Source organism: Clostridium sp. CM042 (genome assembly GCF_055080995.1).
This window is the reverse complement of record NZ_CM143646.1, coordinates 75070-97575: the sequence shown is the minus strand read 5'-3', so window position 1 is coordinate 97575 and position 22506 is coordinate 75070. Positions and strand designations below refer to the sequence as shown.

18 protein-coding genes are annotated in these 22506 nt (G+C 31.0%); 3 read left to right on the top strand and 15 right to left on the bottom strand.

The window, feature by feature from the left end:
- Nucleotides 1–101: 101 nt before the first annotated feature.
- The 12 genes from ACWJJ7_RS00505 to mraZ all read right to left on the bottom strand — a co-directional run bounded on the left by ACWJJ7_RS00505 (nt 102) and on the right by mraZ (nt 12483).
- Entirely contained in the window at nt 102–800 is a 699-nt protein-coding gene (locus tag ACWJJ7_RS00505; RefSeq protein WP_462963443.1) for a DUF881 domain-containing protein, read from the bottom strand.
- A 12-nt stretch (nt 801–812) separates the two neighbouring features.
- Nucleotides 813–1151 carry a small basic family protein gene (locus tag ACWJJ7_RS00500; protein ID WP_165412109.1) on the bottom strand — a complete coding sequence of 113 codons (339 nt, stop codon included), beginning with the start codon at nt 1149–1151 and terminating at the stop codon, nt 813–815.
- Between the two features lie 10 nt (nt 1152–1161).
- Nucleotides 1162–1890 (bottom strand): DUF881 domain-containing protein, encoded by a 729-nt coding sequence (locus ACWJJ7_RS00495; protein WP_462963442.1) that lies wholly within the window; start codon nt 1888–1890, stop codon nt 1162–1164.
- A 40-nt stretch (nt 1891–1930) separates the two neighbouring features.
- Nucleotides 1931–2749, bottom strand: coding sequence for a cell division protein FtsQ/DivIB (locus ACWJJ7_RS00490; RefSeq protein ID WP_462963441.1), 819 nt, complete (start codon nt 2747–2749; stop codon nt 1931–1933).
- A gap of 429 nt (nt 2750–3178) precedes the next feature.
- Nucleotides 3179–4285: a stage V sporulation protein E gene (spoVE, locus tag ACWJJ7_RS00485; RefSeq protein WP_462963440.1), complete on the bottom strand. Its 1107-nt coding sequence runs from the start codon at nt 4283–4285 to the stop codon at nt 3179–3181.
- 20 nt (nt 4286–4305) lie between these two features.
- Complete coding sequence (mraY, locus tag ACWJJ7_RS00480) at nt 4306–5259, bottom strand: phospho-N-acetylmuramoyl-pentapeptide-transferase (RefSeq protein ID WP_462963439.1); 954 nt, start codon at nt 5257–5259, stop codon at nt 4306–4308.
- On the bottom strand, nt 5256–6671 hold the full coding sequence (locus tag ACWJJ7_RS00475; protein ID WP_462963438.1) for a UDP-N-acetylmuramoyl-tripeptide--D-alanyl-D-alanine ligase: 1416 nt from the start codon (nt 6669–6671) through the stop codon (nt 5256–5258). Before ACWJJ7_RS00475 ends, mraY begins: the two co-directional genes overlap by 4 nt.
- Nucleotides 6672–8117, bottom strand: a complete 1446-nt coding sequence (locus ACWJJ7_RS00470) for a UDP-N-acetylmuramoyl-L-alanyl-D-glutamate--2,6-diaminopimelate ligase (protein WP_462963437.1) — start codon at nt 8115–8117, stop codon at nt 6672–6674.
- Nucleotides 8118–8353: 236 nt separating this feature from the next.
- A complete protein-coding gene (locus tag ACWJJ7_RS00465) occupies nt 8354–10549 on the bottom strand; it encodes a stage V sporulation protein D (protein WP_462963436.1) in 2196 nt (731 codons plus the stop codon).
- 46 nt (nt 10550–10595) lie between these two features.
- Entirely contained in the window at nt 10596–11081 is a 486-nt protein-coding gene (locus tag ACWJJ7_RS00460) for a hypothetical protein (RefSeq protein ID WP_462963435.1), read from the bottom strand.
- 27 nt (nt 11082–11108) lie between these two features.
- Nucleotides 11109–12041 carry a 16S rRNA (cytosine(1402)-N(4))-methyltransferase RsmH gene (rsmH, locus tag ACWJJ7_RS00455; RefSeq protein ID WP_462963434.1) on the bottom strand — a complete coding sequence of 311 codons (933 nt, stop codon included), beginning with the start codon at nt 12039–12041 and terminating at the stop codon, nt 11109–11111.
- A gap of 13 nt (nt 12042–12054) precedes the next feature.
- Entirely contained in the window at nt 12055–12483 is a 429-nt protein-coding gene (mraZ, locus tag ACWJJ7_RS00450) for a division/cell wall cluster transcriptional repressor MraZ (protein ID WP_462963433.1), read from the bottom strand.
- A 308-nt stretch (nt 12484–12791) separates the two neighbouring features.
- On the opposite strand from mraZ, the gene ychF reads away from it, so the two are divergent.
- A complete protein-coding gene (ychF, locus tag ACWJJ7_RS00445; protein WP_462963432.1) occupies nt 12792–13889 on the top strand; it encodes a redox-regulated ATPase YchF in 1098 nt (365 codons plus the stop codon).
- A 92-nt stretch (nt 13890–13981) separates the two neighbouring features.
- Here the strand turns inward: ychF and ACWJJ7_RS00440 are convergent, their stop codons facing one another.
- Nucleotides 13982–16273 carry an AAA family ATPase gene (locus tag ACWJJ7_RS00440; protein WP_462963431.1) on the bottom strand — a complete coding sequence of 764 codons (2292 nt, stop codon included), beginning with the start codon at nt 16271–16273 and terminating at the stop codon, nt 13982–13984.
- A gap of 250 nt (nt 16274–16523) precedes the next feature.
- Here ACWJJ7_RS00440 and ACWJJ7_RS00435 point away from each other — a divergent pair, with 250 nt between their 5' ends.
- On the top strand, nt 16524–16937 hold the full coding sequence (locus ACWJJ7_RS00435) for a hypothetical protein (RefSeq protein WP_462963430.1): 414 nt from the start codon (nt 16524–16526) through the stop codon (nt 16935–16937).
- A 36-nt stretch (nt 16938–16973) separates the two neighbouring features.
- Here the strand turns inward: ACWJJ7_RS00435 and ACWJJ7_RS00430 are convergent, their stop codons facing one another.
- Nucleotides 16974–19499, bottom strand: coding sequence for a calcium-translocating P-type ATPase, PMCA-type (locus ACWJJ7_RS00430; protein ID WP_462965049.1), 2526 nt, complete (start codon nt 19497–19499; stop codon nt 16974–16976).
- Nucleotides 19500–19861: 362 nt separating this feature from the next.
- On the opposite strand from ACWJJ7_RS00430, the gene ACWJJ7_RS00425 reads away from it, so the two are divergent.
- Nucleotides 19862–21508, top strand: coding sequence for a putative manganese-dependent inorganic diphosphatase (locus ACWJJ7_RS00425; RefSeq protein WP_462963429.1), 1647 nt, complete (start codon nt 19862–19864; stop codon nt 21506–21508).
- A 71-nt stretch (nt 21509–21579) separates the two neighbouring features.
- On the opposite strand, the gene ACWJJ7_RS00420 is transcribed toward ACWJJ7_RS00425, so the two are convergent.
- Nucleotides 21580–22359 carry a hypothetical protein gene (locus ACWJJ7_RS00420; protein ID WP_462963428.1) on the bottom strand — a complete coding sequence of 260 codons (780 nt, stop codon included), beginning with the start codon at nt 22357–22359 and terminating at the stop codon, nt 21580–21582.
- Nucleotides 22360–22506: the final 147 nt, after the last annotated feature.

Below are 22506 nucleotides of genomic sequence, written 5' to 3'. Positions count from 1 at the left end.
AAACAATTGTTAATTGTAATCTCCATTTCTACTTATTTCTTCATTTAACATAGAATTCCTTCATTTTTTTATAAATTAATATTATTTTTAATTAAACTAATTTATTTTTTTGTGGGGCTCATATAATTATATTTAAAATAGCCCGTATATCCCAATATTTCTACATTATCCGTCTTAAGAATATTAACTTTAACATCTCTAGTCTTCAATAATGTCATATATGTTTGTTCTAGTGTTAAATAATTGTATAACACATCTTTATTCCCTATGGCATTGATTAAAAATGGGCTTACTATCTTAACACCATGCAAATTAATATAAGGCCCACCACAGAATCCATAATTATTATAAATAATCCTTTCTCCATTAACAGAAATTGCTTCTGCCCCTGCATTTTTTAGGTCATTTATCACTTGAATAACATCATTATCGTGAATTAACTGATTACTATTAACATAATTATCAGCATCATCTAATGTAATTTCAACTCCAGGACCTTTAACATCAGTCTTACCTAAGAATATATTATTATTACTAACTTCATCTTGAATAACTTTAGTAATTTCAGCTTTTTTTTCATCACTACTCTCATATTTTTCGAGCTTTGAATAAGCTTTATAATATTCTTCTTTTAAATTGCTTAATTCAGAATACAATTTAGTTCTCTCATTGTAGGCTACATCATACTGTTTTACATCTAAAACAGTATTTTTCCCTTCAAATCCAATATTCATAGCAATAAGAAGTCCTAGGATTATTGAAGCAATAAAAACAAAAACGGTAGCTTCATTATTTTTCATTTAATCACCTCATTAATGAGATTTGGTTTTATCTATTAAAAGTCGCCTAATAATTGCAAAGTTTTCAAATATTCTTCCACCAAATACTATAACTGCCGCTAAATAAATTGGAATTCCTAATTTATCGCCTAGATAAACCATCGCTACAGCTAACACCGCATTTCCAAAAAAACCTGATATAAAAATATCCGCTCTGAAATTATGAGAAATTGACCCTCTTAACGCACCAAAAACTGAATCTAAACACGCAAAAATTGCTACAGAAATATACGGAGAAAATCCAACCGGAATATCAACATTCCATACGACTCCTAATATAATTCCTATTAATAACCCTACAAAAGCAACCATTTAATCACCTCTACTTCTTTTCTACTGGCCTTGCATACTCGAATTTATATACTTTGTTATATTTAGAAATCACAACTTTATCTACTGTATTCGTAGTTACATCACATGCACCACTCAAGAATTGTGAGATTGTTCCTGGAAATTTTATAGCACCTTCCAGCCTTGCTTTATCTCCAATTGCTTTAATAGTGACTCTTTTACTATAAGAAATTCTTTCATCATTTATAATAATTGCATTTCCAGCGTTTCTTATTCCACTGCGGGTAGTTAACCTAATATCATTAATAGAAATTGCCTCAGCACCTACTGAATTTAATTCATTTACTATATGAGCTAAATCCACATCGTTTATCGCCTGCTGATTTTCAGTGTTACTACCAAAAATGTCACTCTTAGGATCTATATAAACTATTATGCCTTGCCCTTCTACTTCGGTTTCTCCAGTAAGAGTTCTTGTTTCTTCCAATTCTTTATACAGCAACTCACTTTTTCCATTATCTCCCAGATTTGTCTTTTCATATTTCGCCATTTTAGCATCTAAATCATCAATCTTTTTCTGCATAACTTCTTTGCTCGTTTTCAGTTGCTCGTTTTCAGTTATAATTTCTGGTGTATTCTTATTGTTATCTACTACTGCTGCCGAATTTTGTTTTCCTATCATTTTAAATTGGTAAGAGATCATAAATCCTAATAATACACATACTATACCAATGGATATTTGGGATCTAAACTTTTTCATAGACTTCCTCCTCGCTACTCTCTGTGGGAGATAAATATTGTTATTTTTTACTCTTTTGTTCTATAAACACAACTGGATTGCTTTTAGAACTAACATCTACATATCCCTTTTCACTCTTATATTGAGGTTGCGTAATAATATTTATTGACTTATTAAATTTGTTTTTTAAGTCTTCGCTTGTACCAAATTTAATGCACATCCCCCCCGCGTAAACCTTGATATCTAATACATTGCTTACATCTACCATTGTTATAATATTATTGCCTTTATTCTTTCTATAATCATCAATAATATTTGTTATTTCCACTGCAATATTTATTTTTCTATCATTCTTTGGCGCAATTAAATTACCTACTTCACATTTTTCAAAATTGAATCCAATTAAATTCACTAAGTTCATATCTTTAACATTAGACCTTTTTTCAAGCAGAATACCTTTGTTATCTAGAATATAATAAGTGTTGTTTAATTTACCATAAAATACAGCTACTCTTTCCTCTATTTCTATTACAATCTTATTAGGCAGGTCTTTCTTAACTTTTACACCTATTATATACGGATTTTTCATGATTTGTTGCTTGCTATCATTGAAACTTTCTGAAAAAATATTATCTCCTAAGTGAATACTTGCCGTATCATTGATTTCAACTTTAGAAGCATTCATATTTCCTATAATTTCAATAGTTGCAATATTAAAATAAGGCAATTTAATGCATAATGTAATTAATGTAGATATCATAATTATGACTAGTAACATTAAATACTTTACTTTTTTTTTGCTTTTTCTTCTATGTAATAATTTTTCTTTGTTTTCTATAATATAATTACCTTTTTTAAGATTATTACTCTTTTTTGCCATTCACTTCCCCGCATTCAATAATATATATTTTTTTTACAAATTAGTTTAGTAAAATACAACATTCTAAATTTGTAGATTATAACGAATAACCAAGTTTATTTACATAAATATGGTTTAAAATTTGCCTCTATTATATAATAACACTTAACTTAATTATTTACATCTCAATTTCAATGTATTTATCAGTATTTTAAAAAAATTAATATTTTGCAAAATTAAATCATCTTCTGCGAAGCTGCATTGACGACTTCAGAAGGAGATTTCCCCTTTTGTAGACCTCTGGAGTAGATAACAATTCTCAATTGTTATCCCCCACTGAAATTTTATTTTTGTTATAACACGGAACTCCCACTTATATAAGAGGGAAACTATCCTTATTAAATGTCGTTAAGCGTAGAAAAAGGCATGCACATATGCATGCCTTTTATTCTAATTTTTATTTGCAGTTTGTCTTGACACATTTAAAAGTATTCCCATTGCGAACATATTAAAAACCAGGGCTGAACCACCATAACTTATAAAAGGAAGCGGCACACCTGTTACTGGCATTGACCCAGTAACTACTGCTATATTAATAATTGCTTGAACAGCTATAACGGATGTAATTCCAATACCTAAAATAGTACCATACATATCTCTCGCCGTAACTGCTATTTTAATACCACGCCATACAAAAATAACGAATAATAAAATTATAAAACCGCATCCGATTAGCCCTAATTCTTCTCCAATTATTGCGAAAATAAAATCCGTATGTGGTTCCGGTATATATAAACATTTTTGCCTTGATTGGCCAATTCCTGAACCAGTAAATCCTCCTGACCCAAGTGCAAGTAATGATTGAACTAATTGATACCCCTTACCTTGACTATCGGCAAAGGGGTCCCTAAAATTCATAACCCTAGCCAATCTATATGGTTCAAAAATTGCTAGAGCAACAACCGCAGCTACCAGCGATGATCCTATAGCAAAAAGATGTTGAAATTTTGCGCCTACTGCAAATAAAATAATTATAGTAACAATCATTATAATAGCTGCTATACTTAAATTTGGCTCTAACAAAATTAAACCTGCATAAAAGCCCGAAACTAATAGGTATGGAAGTACCCCTTTAACAAATTCTTTGACTTTTTCCCCTTTTAAATCTAAGCTTTTAGCCATATATAATACTATAGCATATTTTGCAACTTCCGATGGCTGAAATTTTGCAAATCCTAATGGAATCCACCGTCTAGAGAAATTTATAGGTGGGAATGCAAATACAGCAAGTAAAGATATTACAGTGATTATCATGATAATTCCAGTGTATTTTTTTATAATATGATAATCAGTTTTAATAGCTGTAAACATAAAAACACAGCCAATGACTGCCCACATAAATTGTTTTTTAAAAAACAATTCTGGATCGTTAAATTTAAAAGCCGCATAATATGAGCTGGCACTATAAACCATTACCACTCCGATTGCCACAAGAAGCATTATGGTTGCAAATAACATAAAGTCTATTTGTCCCATTTTAACCTTGTATTTTTTCATACTATATCCTCCTTACATCACTAATAGGAAAAGGATAGAAATCCAATTAAACATAAAATCACTGTTACAATGGAGAATACTGCAACAATCTTAGTTTCATGCCATCCACTTAATTCAAAATGGTGATGAATTGGAGACATCTTAAATACTCTCTTACCTGTAGCCTTAAATACTGAAACCTGAATAATAACAGAAAGAGTTTCTATAACATATATGCCCCCTACAATAAACACTAAAAAAGGTGATTTTAGTATCATACCCACTGCAGCTACTGCGCCACCAAGTGCAAGCGACCCCATATCTCCCATAAAAATTTGTGCTTTATAAGAATTGTATTTTAAAAATCCTAGTAATGCACCTGCAAGTGCAGCACAGAATATTGCAAGAGTCGTATGAAACATCATATTACTAACCAATGCAAAAAATGTCATAACTATTATGGTAACTGAAGTAGCTAAACCATCTTCTCCATCTGTTAAATTAACTGAATTTGTTGTCGCTACAAAATATAGAATAATGAAAGGCACATACCAGACACCAAAATTTACAACTTTATCAGAAAATGGTATTATTATATCCGTTCCTATTTTAATCGAAGAGTAATAGCCAATTAATCCTGATACTACAACTAAAAGTAACATCTTTTGTTTAGATGTAAGTCCTTCATTTTGTTTACGTATTATTTTCAGCAAATCATCAATAAGTCCTATTAATCCGAAAGCTATAAAACAATACATTGCAATCATAGCTTCATCGCTGGTATGTCTAACAAGGATTAACATTGTAATTATTGTAGAAATCATGAATATTATACCACCCATAGTAGGTGTCCCTGCTTTTTTTAGATGACTTTTAGGCCCTTCTGCTCTTATATTTTGACCAAATTTAAGTTTATGTAACATTGGAATTACTAATGGTCCTTGTACAATTGATAGGAAAAATGCAATTAAAACCGAATAAATAATTAAACTCATTTTTCTATCACCTCTTTAGCATTTATATTCGTGAACGAATGTAAATTCGTTAGTTCGCTAACTATACTCTCAAATTTCATATATCTTGAAGCTTTAACTAAAACAACATCATCTTTATTGATCATTCCATCCAAAAATGAAACTACCTCATTATAGGTTTGAAAACTTCTATATTTATCTATATCGTTAAATCCTTCTTTATATGCTTCATTAAATTCACCTAAAGTAATTAGTAAATCAATATTTTTACGTTTTGCATATTCTCCGACTTGTTTATGTGCCTGCGTGGCGCAATTTCCGAGTTCCCTCATAGTACCAAGAATCGCGATTTTAGAATTCCCACTAATATTGCAAAGCACATCAATTGCGGCTATCATTGAGTCTGGACTAGCATTATAGCAGTCATTAATTATAGTAAACTTTTTACCTTTTGTTATATCTAAACGCATAGACGTAGCTTCTAACTTTTTAAAACCTTGAGCAATTTCATTATAACTCATGCCCATTGCCCTAGCGCAAGCTACTGCTAGCATGGAATTTAATATATTATGCCTTCCTGGTATATTCACCTCAATAATATTATCTATCAAATTTTTCTTGTCCATTATGCGAAAGGTTATTTTCTTTTCCTCTACATTTAAATCGCATGCTTTTAAATCAGCTTCAGAATCAATTCCCGTTCTTATAAGTTTATAATTTGATGTGTTTACATCTTCTAATAAATCATTGTCTGAATTTACAATTAAAACACTGTCTTTACTAAAAAAATCTGTTATCTCCATCTTAGCTTTTAAAATATTTTCTCTAGTTTTAAGATTTTCAATGTGAGACATTCCAATGTTAGTAATAATAGCAATACTCGGTTTTGAAGTCTCACATAAGTTATGAATTTCTCCAAAATCACTCATACCCATTTCTAGAACTGCAACATCATAACTTTTATCTAACTTAAATATCATCATAGGTAGCCCAATCTCGTTGTTAAAATTGCCCAAAGTTTTAAACACTTTGAATTTTGCACCAAGCACTGCTGCAACCAAATCCTTTGTGGATGTTTTGCCTGTAGATCCGGTAATTCCTACTACTTTTAAACTTAGCTTATTCATATAAAATTTTGCAAGATTAAGTAGTGCTTTTCTAGTATCCGCTACCTTAATTACAGCTGTTTTCTTATTAAGCATCGCTTTACCAAATTTCATTTCATCAATTATGCAAATTGAAGCTCCTTTTTTGCTAGCCTCAACAATAAAATCATTAGCGTTAAAATTTTCACCCTTTAATGCTATAAAAATATCCTTCTCTTTTATAGTTCTTGTATCTATACAAACATTATTATATAATACATTTTCGCCTTTAACTACTATTTTACCCCCAGTTGCCTCTAATATCTCGTCAAAACTAATATATTCCATCTAAAATAGCTCCTTTATTATCTCTGAAACAACTTCTCTCTCATCAAAATGTATAGTTTTTTCTTTCAAAACTTGATAGTCTTCATGCCCTTTTCCTGCAATAACAATTATATCACCGCATCTTGCAATTTCAATTGCTCGTTTTATAGCCTCGCGCCTATTCTCTATAATTTCGAAATTATGTTTTTCAATACCGGATGCTACATCATTAATTATTTGCATAGGATCTTCAGTTCTTGGATTGTCTGAAGTTATTAATGAAAAATCACTTAGCTGAGCTCCAATTTTGCCCATTATAGCTCTTTTGGTTTTATCTCTATCTCCACCACAACCAAAAACACTTATAAGTTTACCCTTTGTAAATTCCCTGACAGTTTTTAGTATGTTTTCTAAGGCATCCGGTGTATGTGCATAGTCTAAAATTATTTCAAATCCCAACTCATGGTTATTGTAAGCAAGTTCACAACGCCCAGGCACTTGAAGTTTTTGTAGAGCTAGTTTAATTTTAGCTAGGTCTACTCCCTGATTTAAGCAAACTGCTATAGACCCAAGCGCATTATATATATTGTAATTTCCTGGTATACTCAATTCTATTTCAAAAGAGTTTTCTTTGTACCCTAATGTAAATTCACTTCCCCGTGAATGCATTTTTATATCACTGGCCATAATATCTGCATTGCTATTTAGTCCATAGCTTAATTTTCTACTTTTAATTAAACTATAGACTTTTGCGCCATATACATCATCAATGTTGATTACAGCGCTTTTACTTAATTTAAATAACTTTAATTTTGCATTAAAATAATTTTCAAATGTTTTATGGAAATCTAAATGATCCTGAGTTAAATTTGTAAAAATACTTTCGCAAAATTCTATTCCATATACCCTGTCTAAACTTAAAGAGTGCGAAGACACCTCCATAACACAATAATCCACATGCGACTCCACCATTTCCTTAAAAAGCTCATGTAATTCAAGTGATTCCGGAGTAGTCCTCTCTGTATGAATTTTCTTTTCTCCAATATAATTTGCAATGGTTCCAATAAGTCCAACTTTGTACCCTTGCTGTTCCAAAATAGCTTTAATCATAAAAGCTGAAGTTGTTTTTCCATTAGTACCTGTAACTCCTATCATTTTCATGTTACGACTTGGATTTTCATAGTAATTAGCTGCACTTATGGCCAATGCTTTTCTGCTATCTTCTACTCTAATCACCGCACAGTTTAAATGCTCTTCTATATTTTTCTGGCATACAATAGCAACCGCTCCATTTTTAATTGCATTTTGTATATATTTATGACCATCAAGATTATATCCTTCTATGGCGAGAAATACATCTCCTTCTTTAATTTTTCTTGAATCATATTGAATTTCCTTTATATCAATGTCCATATTACCCTGGATTAAATTGAAATTAATATTCTCCATAATTTTTTTAAACTTCATAATATCTATTCCCCTTTTACATGGCAAATCCGACAGCTCAGAATTGCTGAGTCCTGTCGGTTTTTATTTTTATGTGCCTATCACCTAATTATACACTATTTTTAATGACATTCCAGAAGTAAAGTCACCCTTTTCTAAAAGTAGGTGTTACATACTATAACAAAGTAAAGTATTCCGCGGGATATAAATTCACTTCTGAAGTCATTAATATTACAGCATCGCAGATGATGATTTAACTAGTCAGCCGTAATATCTAGATGTATTGTTATCGTAGTTCCTTTTTTTACTTCTTTGCCTTCTATGCTTTGTTCTGATACTATTCCATTACCAACAAATTTAGCTTTTAGTCCAAGACTTCCTAGAAGTGCAGTAGTTGTTTCCGGGCTACTTCCTATTATATTTGGAACCATGACCATATTATTATCTTTTTTTAATTCACCAGCGTGTAAAATAATTTCAGTTCCTTCCTTAACCGTATATCCAGGTTTCGGAGTCATATCAGTAATAACTTCTCCATCTGAACTTAATTTTACCTTTAAGTTATTATCTTTCAATGATTTTTCTGCCTCCGGCTTCTTAAGGCCCCTTACTTCAGGCACAATAACATCCTTTAATAAGCTTTTTGAAGTTTCCTCCTTTGAAGCATCAGATTTAAAGGATAAATAATTGAAAATATCATTAAATACTTGCTTTCCAACTACTGTTGCAATCTGACCACCATAATACCAAGATGGGTCTGGTTCATCAATATTAATTAATATTGAAATTTGAGGATTATCTGCAGGTGCCATCCCCGCAAAAGATGAGACGTATTTTCCTGGTGCATAGCCAGGCCCTGTCGCACTAATCTTTTGAGCAGTTCCTGTCTTTCCGGCAATATGGTACCCTGCAATAAATGCCTTCTTACCACCACCAGTTTCTACAACTTGTTCAAGATAAGATCGAAGTTGCTTTGTAACTCCTTCATCCACTATTTTTCTTTCATTATAATTCGAATATTTTTGCAGGACTTTTTTATTATTTAAATCATCATAATTTACTATCTCTTTCATAACATGAGGTGTTATAAGTTTTCCTCCATTTGCAATGGCATTAAAAGCTGCCATATACTGTATGCAAGATAAAGTATTCCCTTGACCAAAGGCTGTTACTGCTACATCAAGAGCAGTCATATCTTTTGCTTTTCTAATTATTCCTGAGGCTTCTCCATTTAAATCAATACCAGTTTTTTTACCAAACCCAAACAATTCAATGTACTTATTTAATTTTTCCGGCCCTAGTCTTCTACCGAGTTCCATAAATCCAACATTACAAGAGTTTTTTAATATATCTACAAAATTTTGAGATCCATGCCCTGTAGTTTTCCAACACTTTACCGCTTTACCTAAAACTACAGTGCTACCAGTACAGTTAAATACATCATCTTCCTTAACTAGCTTCTCTTCCATAGCCCCCGTAGCCGTTACAACTTTAAAAATAGACCCAGGCTCGAACGTATCACTTACTGCCCTATTTCTCCACGCCTTTTGATTTTCATCATAACTTTTACTAAGATCCCAAGGGTCATTGGGGTTATAGTCTGGTTTATTCACCATACCCAGTATTTCCCCATTTTGAGGATTCATTGCAACTATAGTAACCCCGGCTGCTTTATTATCTATCATAGCCTGATTCGCCGCTTTTTCGCAAAAATATTGAATCATCTCATCAATAGTAAGCACTACATCTTTGCCCTCTATAGGCTTTGTATAATCTGAGATTGTATAAGGCAATTCTTCACTTTTTCTGTCGGTTTCCGAAATTTTTATTCCAGGTATACCTGATAGATATTTATTGTAATACAGTTCAACACCTGTAAGTCCATTGCCATCAGAATTCGTATGCCCTAGAACATTTGATAAAAAATTGTCATTGGGATAATATCTTTTTGTATCTCCAGTAATAACAATTCCTCGAAGCTTTTGTTCTTTTGAAAAATCGCTAATTTTATCAGCTGTAGCTTTATCTATTCTTCTCTTCAAAATTGCTGCTCCAATAGGTTTTCCCTTTGAATTAGTCTTAGTCAAAATAGGTAAAACTTCACTAGATTCCATTCCAAGTATTTTAGCGATTTCTGGTGCAATATCTTTCATACTTAGCTTATTTTTTCTAGTAGTTTCACGTAGCGAATTAAGATCTAAGTCTACTCTAAATACATTTGCACTTATAGCTAAATCTTTTCCATTTCTGTCTAAAATCCTCCCCCTCTTTGGTTCAATACGAACGTCACTTGTCCACTGCAAAATTGCTCTTTCTTTATAATCCTTCCCTTTAGCTATCATTACGTAACTCAACCTACCAATTAATAGAGAAAGCAAAAGAAAAAGCAGGAAAAAGACAACCAACATTCTACGCTTAACTATTACCTTGTCTCTATACTCCCCTCTTGCCAATTTGTTTCCTCCTTGCTAATTCTTCAAAGCAAATAGTAATTATCGACTAAAAAATAATATTTTTAATTTTATCTATTATATCGTTACTTGTTTTCACTTCTAACTGTTCTTTTGTTTCTAAATTGTTTTTACTCAAATCTAAGTATTGTATGTCACTAACCTTTGGGTTAACCATATGAAGTTTTGTTGTCGCTGTTTTCTCAATGTAACCTATATTCCTAAACTTCATCAGTTCTACATCATACGCGTCATTTTCTTTACTGACCATTTCTATTTCAGCTTTAACTTTAGAAGTCGCATCTTGATAATTATAAATCATACAATATCTAGCAATTGTTATCATTCCAATAACAAACCCTAAACTAATATTCAAAAGAACGTTTTTTTTCTTTTTCATTTCCTTCAGCTTTTTACTGCTTTGTGTCTGTTTTCGTGATTTTTCTAGATCTTCATATTTTCGTTTTTTTAATGGTTCATATGGTGCTAAAACTGTATTTCCATCCATTATAAACTTATTTTTTTCTATTATCACTTTATTCACCCCATCCACAATTTAGAACTAAATTTTTTGCGCTACCCTTAGTTTTGCACTTCTACTTCTTGAGTTTGTTTCTATCTCTGTCTCTGTTGCCCTTATAGGTTTTCTACTTATAAGTTTCACAATCGGTGTTTTACCACACACACACATAGGTAACTCTTTTGGACATTTGCATGGATCTTCTAAACTTTTAAATTTAACTTTAACAATTCTATCTTCAAGTGACTGGAATGTAATTATCGCCATTCTTCCACCGCGATTAAGTCTAGCTATTCCATCTTCGATTGCTTTATCTAATATTTTTAATTCCCCGTTAACTTCAATTCTTATTCCTTGGAATGTTCTTTTAGCTGGATGCCCTCCATCTCTCTTAAACTTTGCGGGAATTGCTGCATCTATAACATTCACTAGTTCCAAAGTAGTATTAATTGGTTTGTCTTTTCTTCTATCTACTATGAAATTAGCAATTCTTTTTGAAAATTTTTCTTCGCCATAATTTTTTAAAACCTCCGCTATCTGTGGCTCTTCATAGTTATTCACCACATCATATGCTGTTATCCCCTTACTCCTATCCATTCTCATATCAAGATTCGCATCCCTCATGTAGCTAAAACCACGTTCTGCATTATCTAATTGATATGACGATACCCCTAAATCCATAAAAATCCCATCTACTTTTTCTATTTTAAGTTTGCCAAGTATTGCTTCAATGTTATAAAAATTATCATGTACATATGTAACATTGTTATATTCTTTAATTTTTTCCTTAGCAGCTTTTAATGCATCCGCATCTTGGTCAATTCCAATTAACCTTCCTTTAGGTGATAGTCTTTTTAGGATTTCTAAGGAGTGCCCTGCACCTCCTAATGTACAATCAACATAAATTCCATCTTCTTTAATATCTAGTGCATCAATACACTCATTTAATAAAACTGATACATGTTTAAATTCCATTTTTAATCTCCTTTTATATACCTAATTCATTCATTTTTTCTGCTATTTCATCAAAATCCATATCTGATTCATTGTATTTATCCCATTTGTCCTTAGACCATATTTCTATTCTAGTTGATACTCCTATACTTACTATTTCCTTTTGAAGGCCTGCATATTCGCATAAATTTTGTGGTATTAAAGCTCTTCCTTGCTTATCTATTGTTATTTCATTCGCTCCTGAGAAGAAAAACCGTACAAATGCCCTAGCATCTTTACTCGTCAATGGAAGTTTCTTTAATTTTTCCTCCATTATATTCCACTCAACCATTGTATATATGTATAAGCATCCATCTAGGCCCTTAGTCAATATAAATTCACTGCCTAATCCCTCTCGAAATTTGGTGGGAATAATCATTCTGTTTTTACTATCGATGGCATGTTGATATTCACCAATAAACATTTTATCCCCTACCTTATAAACTTACTCCACTTTGAACCACTTTAAACCATTTTAAACCACTAACAAATATAATTCTATAGAAAAATGAAAATTCCTTCTTGTTTTATTGTTTTATTTTTATTTTTTAAAAACAATTAAACTTTTTATGATTTTATTTGAATTTATTAACTAAAAATACATAATTATCACATGTGCGAATGTCAAATCAAACTGTTGTACTAATTAACTTTCTTGAAATGCATTAAGATGTAGGGTATAATTTATAAGAAATTAATAATATTAAACGCACGAAAGGAATGTACATATATATGAAGCTAGGAATTGTAGGTCTACCAAATGTAGGAAAAAGCACATTGTTTAATGCAATAACAAAGGCAGGTGCAGAATCTGCTAATTACCCATTTTGCACTATAGAACCAAATATAGGTGTTGTAAGTGTACCTGACAAAAGATTGGATGTACTACAAACTATTTATAATAGTAAAAAAATACTTCGTACTGCAATTGAATTTTATGATATAGCAGGCCTTGTAAAAGGAGCAAGCAAAGGAGAAGGTTTAGGTAATAAATTTTTATCTCACATCAGGGAAGTAGAGTCTATTGTTCATGTGGTAAGATGTTTTAATGACGATAATATCATGCATGTAGATGGCGCTATCGATCCTACACGTGATATAGATACTATTAACTTAGAACTTATTTTTTCCGATCTTGACGTAATCGACCGAAGAATGGAAAAGTCAGTAAAACTTGTTCGTTCTGGTGACAAAACAGCCAAAATGGAATATGCTCTTATGGAAAGAATAAAGGAACACCTTGAAGCAAATCTTCCAGTAAGAACATTAGAGTTCAACGAAGATGAAGCCGCTTTTGTAAATATTCTTTTCTTAATTACTGCAAAACCAGTATTATATGCTGCAAATATAAGCGAAGATGATTTAATGTCTGGTAATACAGAAAATGATATGGTTAAAAAAGTTAAAGAATTTGCTGCAACTGAGAATTCAGAAGTAATTGTAGTTTGCGCCAGACTTGAAGAAGAATTATCAACTTTGGATGATGATGAAAAAATGGAACTTCTAAAGGAATATGGTCTTACTGAGACGGGCCTTGATAAACTTATTCACTCAAGTTATAAGCTACTCGGTTTAATGAGCTTTTTAACTGCAGGACCTCAAGAAATAAGAGCATGGACTATAAACATTGGAACAAAAGCCCCTGCTGCCGCTGGGAAAATCCATTCGGATATAGAAAGAGGTTTTATAAGAGCAGAAATAGTTTCCTTTGATAAATTAGTTGAATGTGGCTCTGAAGCAGCTGCTAAGGAAAAAGGACTCTATAGACTTGAAGGAAAAGAGTATATTATGCAAGATGGTGATGTAGTTAACTTCAGATTTAACGTGTAACAAAACAAAGCAGGACAATTTAGTCCTGCTTATTTAATATCTATTATTAAATAATAACCTGCGAGGCTGTTCATCACCTGGGGTGATGTCCATCATTTTTTGCTATATTTTTTTAATTCTTTGTTAATAGCTGTCATTACCGCATCAAAGCTAATATCAGGATTTCCCATTAGTACGCCAATTGCATCCTCTATAGATGTCATCGTATATATATGAAAGTTTCCATTTTTAATTTCTCTTTCAACTTCTTCATTTAAAACCAAGTCTACTGCATTCGACAAAGGTATCATTACACCTTTATCCTTTATTGTGTCAATTGCTTTGCATGCTGCAAAGAAACCTTCTATTTTATCATTTACTCCTCCTATAGGTTGAACCTCACCAAATTGATTTACCGAACCAGTGATTGCAATGTTCTGTTTTATAGGTATTTTACTTAGCGCTGAGATCATACATATTATTTCTGCAACCGATGCACTATCACCATCTATTTTCCCATAAATTTGTTCAAAGCTTAAGTGAAAATCTACTGGTAGTCTAGTAAATCCACCATTAATAGTACTTATATATCCCTTTAAAATATTAATAGATTTACTATGGATACTTCCACTTAAATTGCTCTCCTTTTGAACATCTACAATATTACCTTCTCCCTTATAGCAGCAACAAGTAATCTTTATTGGCTTACCAAAACTAAAATATCCTGTATCCATTACTGATAATCCATTCACTTGTCCAATTCTACTATTTATAACATCAATAAGCATCTTCTTTTCATTATAATTATTTAAAATTTCCTTTTCCATAATGTCTTTTTTATAGCCTACCTCAATTATATCTCCTTCACTAATCTCTTTTTTATTTTCTTCTTTAACCTTATTGCTAGCTAATGTTAATAGCTTATTTATTTCATATTTATCATAGTATATTTTTTCTCTACTCTGTGCTTTCCGTGATAAAATCTTTGCTACTTCTCTTATAGCTCCTTTTGTAAGAAACTTATAATTGTTTTCACTACAAATTTTATTTATCTCAAATACAAGAGATTTCTTTAAATCATTGTCTATATTTTGCACTGGATTGCATTCTGCTTTTATAGTGAAAATTTTTCTAAAGTCTTCATCATAATTATAAAGCAAGTCATAAGTCTCATAGTTTCCAATAAGAATTATCTTTTCTTTAATGGGTATAGGTTCTGGTTTAAATGAATTTAAGGACCCAATCTCATAAGAGTTTCTGTTATAAGCCGAATCTACCTCTTCTGTTAATAATGTTTTTTTCAAATTATGGTAAGCCGCAGCGTCCTTTAGTAAATCATTTGCTCTAATTATCAAACACCCTTCATTTGCTTTTAGTATACTACCACTTTTTATAAATTCGATCCCTGTAGAATAAACCCCTTTGTGATTTTCATATTCTATATTTCCAAGTAAGTTTGTCAAATTAGGATCTTGTTCAAATATTACTGGCCGAATTTGATTTTCACTATTATCTACCATTACATTTACAACATATTTGTATATAATTTCATTTATTTTTTCCTCGTCATCATCATAGCTTAAAGAATAATTATCTATAAGTCTTTTTTCAATATCATTGAATACTATATCAAAATAACTTTGTACTGTTTTATCTTCCATAAACATATTTTTATATTCTTCTTTTAAATCATTCATTTCATTTTTATAGTGTACTTCCATTAGTTGTTTTATTTTCTCTAAGTCTTCTCCTTCAGAATCTTTTAGTTCCTCTAATGTTTTCTTAGCATTATCTTTTAACATACTTGCCGTTTGTAAAATATTCTCTTTTTCCTCTTTATCCAATATCTCATATTCATTTTCAGACATTTCCTTTTTATCACTTAAAGGAATGAATGTAAACCCACTATTAGTGGATTTTATATCAAAACCTTTCTCTTTTGCTGTATCTATTAGCTTACCAATTAATTTATTTCTTTTCTTTTGAATATTTTCCTGAATGTCTTCAATTTCTTTATTTGCAGAATTGTTATAAAACTGAAATGTGCACTCTAAATATTCATTCTGCATTTCTTCAAATATCTCTTTTAGCTTATTACCTCCTCCATTACTTACAAAAATAGATTTGGGAGATTTTTCATCCTCATATAGTACATAACAAATGTCTTTTGGCTTACTCTTATTTTCGAAACTTTCATTTACATATTTCATAATCTCTTTAAGAGTTTCTTTTGAAAAATCGTCTATTAAATAAATATTAAAACCCTCTTTATCTATACTCATAGCAGTTTTAATATTTTCTATTACATCAGAATATTGTGGCATAGTATATAATTCTTCTTTTGCACTTATATCTTCAACATCAAATTCATATATAATATCTTTTGGAGTTAATTCTCTATTCATGCTCCTCCCCCTTTCAATTCTTTATTATATTAATATTCTTGAATCACCAATTTAGGAACAAATAAAATCATTAAGAAATAATAATATTTCTAAATTTATGCGTATATATTTTTTTTCCTCATAACATTTTAATAATAAATATCAATAATAGCGATTTTTTTAATACTTGAGTTAAATTACAACATAAGATATAATAAGCTTATTGACTTTTTATGTTTTTTATAATTTTTATTGTGAAGGAGTAATACTGATGGGATTTAAAGACAAAATGACTAATAGTTATACACAGGCTTATTTAAAGAGATATGGTGATAGACTTACTCAAGCACAAGGTAGAGTTCTATCAGTCAAAGTAGAAGAAAAAAATTATCTAAGAATATTTTATAAATTAACTGTAACCATCTTAGTAAAGGCCGACGGAAGTAAATCTATTTCTAAGTGCGTATTTAAAAAGCACCGTTGGTTCAAAAAAGTTAACTTTATATCTGTGCTTCAAGGTCATTCTGTTATAATTCAAGGAATGAAGGGCAAAAAAGGTAAAGAACACAGAGAACAGATTCAAATTGTAAACATTAGAAATATAACTACCAAGAAGGACCTGGTTCCAATGCAGGGAAATGCTCCAAAGGTTCAAAGAGTAAGATCTGATAGACGTTTTAAATAATGAAAGCTATATGACTTTGTCATATAGCCTTTTTAATTAGTGCTTATGCATTAAATACAAGTACAAACTATTTATAAAGGAAATAATACCCGAGAAAAATATAATAATTAACCATTGCCCCAAATTAAGTGGTATGGTATGAAATACATTCTGTAAGAATGGAATATACACTATGCCAATTAGCATAATTATGGATATACCTACAGCCCCAATTAGGTACAAATTTGTAAAGGGATTAATTTCAAATAAAGATTGTTTTTCTGATCTACATTCAAACACATGTATGAGTTGAGATAAAACTAATGTTCCGAGAGCCAATGTTCTACATGCCTTGATATTCATACCATAATATTTACCACCGATAAACGCCATTATTGTACAAACACCAATGAGGCACCCGCGAATGATAATTTTTTCTGTAAGCCCTCTTGAAAATACACTTTCATTCTTTCCTCTAGGCTTTTCAAACATAATATCACTATCAGCTGGATCCACACCCAAAGCAATAGCTGGAAGTCCATCTGTAACTAAATTTACAAATAAAATTTGTATTGGAAGCAGAGGATTTTCTAAGTAGAATAATGAAGCCAAAAACATGGTAAGCACTTCCCCTAAATTACAGGATAATAAGTACCTGATAAATTTCCTTATATTATTATATATTACACGTCCCTCTTCAACTGCTGCAACAATAGTTGCAAAGTTATCATCTAAAAGAATCATAGAGGCTGCCTCTTTAGTTACATCTGTTCCGGATATTCCCATAGCTATCCCAATATCTGCTTCTTTTATAGCTGGAGCATCATTTACACCATCTCCAGTCATGGCCACAATATGATTTTTTTGTTTAAATGCTTTTACAATTCTTAGCTTGTGTTTTGGACTTACCCTTGCGAATATTTTAAAATTATCAATATTCTTATCTAGTTCCTTATCACTTAATTTATTCAGCTCATCTCCAGTTATAACCTCCTCTGGATATTTACATATATCTAATTCTTTTCCGATAGCATAAGCTGTATTTTTGTGGTCCCCTGTTATCATTACAGGTTTTATACCTGCAATCTTGCACTTTATAACTGCATCTTTTACTTCTTTTCTTGGAGGATCAATTATACCTGCTACGCCTATGAAAATTAAATTAGTTTCCAAATTATCATTTCTCATAATACCAGACACCTTATAGGCACAAGCAATGCACCTTAATGCCTTATAGGACATTGACTCTACAGACCTTATTAGTTGGTTCTTATAATGCGGAAGCATCGGTTGCACCAATCCGTCTACCAATATATAATTGCAGTTTTCTATAACTCTTTCTGGAGCACCCTTTACATAGCAAATTTCTTTATCATTTTCTTTAACAATTACGGACATAATTTTCCTTGTTGAGTTAAAAGGTATTTCATATAAACGTCTTGATTTATTCAAAAATCCCTGTAATTCCTTAGAATTTTCAAAAAAACCTTTAATTAAAGCAGTTTCTGTAGGATCACCAAACAAGCATTTTTCCAATTTCTTTGCGTTAAAATCGTAATTACAATCGTTACAGTATGTAAATGCTTTTTTCATAACTAAATTTAATGGAATTTTGCCTTTATCAACATCATAAACCTGTCCATCAAAATACAATGCTTTTACGGTCATATTATTCTCAGTTAGGGTTCCCGTTTTATCTGTGCATATTACAGAAGTACAACCTAATGTTTCAACTGCTGGTAATTTTCTAACTAAAGCGTTCCTTTTAAGCATTCTAGATACGCCTAGTGCTAAAGCAACTGTAACTATAGCAGTTAACCCTTCTGGTATTGCAGCTACTGCAAGGCTTACACCCAATAGGAACATGGCATATTTATCTTGTCCACGCGAGATGCCCATGAAAGTTACAACTAGGCAAATTATTATACAAAGCACAACTAATATTTTCCCAAGATGTGCCAATCGATCTTTAAGTGGAGACCTCTCCTCTTCAATACTATGAAGCATATCTGCTATTTTCCCCATTTCAGTATTCATACCTGTTGTTATAACTTTTGCTTTAGATTTTCCTGTAAGAAGTATTGTTCCCATATAAATGTTATTATCCTTAGAACTGGCGTTTTTGTTTACTCCAGCAGATTCTCCAGTAAGTAAAGATTCATCTAGCATTACGTTATTCTCCTCAGTCAAAATGCAATCAGCCGGAACTCTATCTCCACTTTCTAAAATCACTAAATCACCTGGCACTAAATATATTGCATTTATTACCAATACCCCGCCATTTCTAATCACTTTAGCCGTTGGTGCCGCTAGCTTACTTAGCGCCTCCAGTGATCTTTCAGTTCGAAACTCTTGAATAAACCCTAGTATTCCATTCATTATAACTATAATAAATATAGTTATTGCATCCGCTTTTTCTCCCATAAGCCCTGAAAGCACTGTTGCTACAATTAATATCCAAGTAATAAAATCATTGAATTGTGAAAAAAATATTTTAAGTGCGGATATCTTTTTTTTATTTTCTAATTTGTTAAATCCATATTTTTTTAATCTACGTTCAGCCTCTTCTATGGTAAGACCCATTGATAATGTCTTACTATCACGTACAGATCCTCTTAGCTTATTTTCATCCTTTGTATTATTATTTGGCACTTGTTCGTTAATCACTTTCTTGCCCTCCTTATACTTGCCTAAGATAGATAACATTTGCTAACCATTGCCTCTCCTATAAGTTACTATATTTCCTATTCCATACTAATATATGTATTTATTTACTTACATATGAACAAAATATAGTGTATTATTTAATTAAAATTGGTTTTTTCTTTACAATATAGAAATTTGATTATAAAATAATATTAGCAACGCTTGCTAATTAAAAATGACAATGAGTATAACAACTAATAATTGTTATACTCGCAAGAACAATACAAGGAGGCCCATACGTGAAAAACATTATTTATATTACTGGCCATAGAAATCCAGATACTGATTCTATTTGCTCTGCTATTGCTTATGCAGAGTTTAAAAATAAAACGGGGAAAATCCCTGCATTTCCTATAAGACTCGGTGAAGTTAATAGCGAAACAGAATTTATTCTTAATTACTTTAATGTAGAGCAGCCTGAGCTTATAACTACGGTTAAAACACAAATTTCTGATTTAGATATAGACGTCGTAGCTCCAATTTCACCAGATATTTCTCTTAAAATGGTCTGGTCCATTATGAAAAAAAATCATACTAACACTCTACCTGTTATCGACCAAAATGAGCGATTAGCTGGTGTAGCTTCAGTTTCAAGTCTCGCTTCAAGCTATTTAGATGTTTGGGACAATGCTATTCTTGCCAAGAGCAATACAACTCTTGATAATATTTTAGATACTCTATCAGCTAAATGCATTTGCAAAACAAAAGATGCATTTAAAATAACTGGAAAGATTATTGTAGCTGCTATGCATCCAGAAAGCACAAAATCTGTAATTGAAGCTGGTGATGTTGCCATTTGTGGAGATAGAGAAGATACCCAGCTTTTAATAATTAATTGTAATGCTTCTCTTTTAATAATTACAGGAAACCATACTCCAACAGATGAAGTTATTGAACTTGCAAAAACTAATAGCTGTACAATAATAGTAACCCCTTTTGATACTTTTACAGCTTCTAGATTAATAACGCAAAGCATCCCAATCAATTATGTTATGAGCAAAAAAAATGTTGTAAGCTTCAATTCAGAAGATTTTATTGATGACATAAAGTCTATTATGATTGAGACTAGATACAGAAGTTATCCTGTTACTGATGAAAATAGTAAAGTCATTGGAAGTATATCTAGATATCATTTAATATCAGAAAACAGAAAAAAAATCATACTTGTAGACCATAATGAAAAAGCCCAATCTGTACTAGGTATAGAAGATGCTGAAATACTAGAAATAATTGATCATCATAGAATTGCAGATGTGCAAACTGGCGTACCTATATATTTTAGAAATGAACCTGTAGGTAGTACTTCAACAATCGTAGCATCTATATTCTTTGAAAATGGAATTAGACCTTCAAAAAGTACTGCAGGTCTTCTATGTGCAGCAATAATTTCTGATACATTACTTCTAAAATCTCCTACTTCTACACTAGTCGATGAACTTATATTAAATAAATTAGCTCAAATTGCTGATTTAGACGTGGAAGAGTTCTCCAAACAAATGTTTAAAGCCGGGACATCACTCGAGGGCAAAACTGCTCAAGAAATTTTTTACCAAGACTTTAAGACCTTTACTCTTAATACTTTTAAAATAGGAGTATCACAAGTTGGTACAATGTATATTGAAGGCTTTGACCCACTGAAAGATAACATGATAGATTTAATGAATAAAAAAGCCAACGAAAATGGCTTTGACTTGATTTTACTAATGCTAACTGATATATTAAATGGCGGTTCAGTATTAATAGCTACAGGGGAACATAAGGATGTTGTTTCAAAAGCCTTTGATGTTACTCTAACTGATAGCGGTGTATATATTCCTGGTATAGTTTCAAGAAAAAAACAAGTTATACCCCCTATTACAGCTGCCCTAAATAAAATAAACAAATAAAAACAAAGCATATATTATTTATAATATATGCTTTGTTTTTATTTATATATATTGTAATTTCTAAAATTTCTCTATAAAATTTGTAGAACTAAGAAGACAGTAAAAACTATAAAACATATAGAATAACTTATACTTAAATAATCCTTAATGCATGCATCATCAATCTTGCCACTATAGCCACCATAACTTTTCAGATAATGCATATCATTACCATTATAATGAAAATAAAAATTAACAGATTCTATATAAGCAGCTAAAATATCAACATTTAGCGTAGGTTTTCTCCAAATGTTATTAGCATAATCTCCTTTAAAATCTATCTTTACTTTTTGGTTTCTAAAAACATAAATTACATATAAAAATAATTCTGCGATTATTGCTGGGATTATCGTAGCACATGTCAGCAATAGACCTAGTATGTTCAATTCCTTGTCAAAGGTTATACTATAGAGTAAAGTAAATACAATAGCTGCGCCATTCCCTAGTATTAGAATATAAAATAAAGGTGCAATAAATCCGCATATAAGTGATCTAGATATAGTAGATATTGTGTCATAAAAATGTTTTCTTTCAGTATTATTTAAACTTTTCCGCTCTGTATTACTTATATCTATTACTATAAACGCTGTTATAGCATTAAATACTTGATTGCTTTTTATAAAAGTAATGTCTGCCAGAAAGGTAAGCGCAATATATATAGCGATTACTGCACATAAATATAAAAATTGCAGCATATATATATTCTTAATTTTTTTCTTCAATTTTATATTGATAAAATTAAATAATCCTTGTCTATCTACTCTCCATAGCAATATACTAATTAAACATCCAATTGTATATCCCATTACCATTTTCATCCCTCCTATGATTATATTATTATGTACTTTACTAATAGTATATGAAGGGTTTGCTTTAATTAAAACTTTTTTTTATTTCTCACAAGCAAAAAAGAAATACTATTAAATCATCTCCTGAGGAGCTTCACATCTTTTATAATA

What these genes read in the sequence shown, in the direction of transcription:
- ACWJJ7_RS00505 (WP_462963443.1), bottom strand. Translation starts at nt 800, where the DNA reads ATGAAAAATAATGAAGCTACCGTTTTTGTTTTTATTGCTTCAATAATC.
- ACWJJ7_RS00500 (WP_165412109.1), bottom strand. Translation starts at nt 1,151, where the DNA reads ATGGTTGCTTTTGTAGGGTTATTAATAGGAATTATATTAGGAGTCGTA.
- ACWJJ7_RS00495 (WP_462963442.1), bottom strand. Translation starts at nt 1,890, where the DNA reads ATGAAAAAGTTTAGATCCCAAATATCCATTGGTATAGTATGTGTATTA.
- ACWJJ7_RS00490 (WP_462963441.1), bottom strand. Translation starts at nt 2,749, where the DNA reads ATGGCAAAAAAGAGTAATAATCTTAAAAAAGGTAATTATATTATAGAA.
- spoVE (WP_462963440.1), bottom strand. Translation starts at nt 4,285, where the DNA reads ATGAAAAAATACAAGGTTAAAATGGGACAAATAGACTTTATGTTATTT.
- mraY (WP_462963439.1), bottom strand. Translation starts at nt 5,259, where the DNA reads ATGAGTTTAATTATTTATTCGGTTTTAATTGCATTTTTCCTATCAATT.
- ACWJJ7_RS00475 (WP_462963438.1), bottom strand. Translation starts at nt 6,671, where the DNA reads ATGGAATATATTAGTTTTGACGAGATATTAGAGGCAACTGGGGGTAAA.
- ACWJJ7_RS00470 (WP_462963437.1), bottom strand. Translation starts at nt 8,117, where the DNA reads ATGAAGTTTAAAAAAATTATGGAGAATATTAATTTCAATTTAATCCAG.
- rsmH (WP_462963434.1), bottom strand. Translation starts at nt 12,041, where the DNA reads ATGGAATTTAAACATGTATCAGTTTTATTAAATGAGTGTATTGATGCA.
- mraZ (WP_462963433.1), bottom strand. Translation starts at nt 12,483, where the DNA reads ATGTTTATTGGTGAATATCAACATGCCATCGATAGTAAAAACAGAATG.
- ychF (WP_462963432.1), top strand. Translation starts at nt 12,792, where the DNA reads ATGAAGCTAGGAATTGTAGGTCTACCAAATGTAGGAAAAAGCACATTG.
- ACWJJ7_RS00440 (WP_462963431.1), bottom strand. Translation starts at nt 16,273, where the DNA reads ATGAATAGAGAATTAACTCCAAAAGATATTATATATGAATTTGATGTT.
- ACWJJ7_RS00435 (WP_462963430.1), top strand. Translation starts at nt 16,524, where the DNA reads ATGGGATTTAAAGACAAAATGACTAATAGTTATACACAGGCTTATTTA.
- ACWJJ7_RS00430 (WP_462965049.1), bottom strand. Translation starts at nt 19,499, where the DNA reads ATGGGTCTTACCATAGAAGAGGCTGAACGTAGATTAAAAAAATATGGA.
- ACWJJ7_RS00420 (WP_462963428.1), bottom strand. Translation starts at nt 22,359, where the DNA reads ATGGTAATGGGATATACAATTGGATGTTTAATTAGTATATTGCTATGG.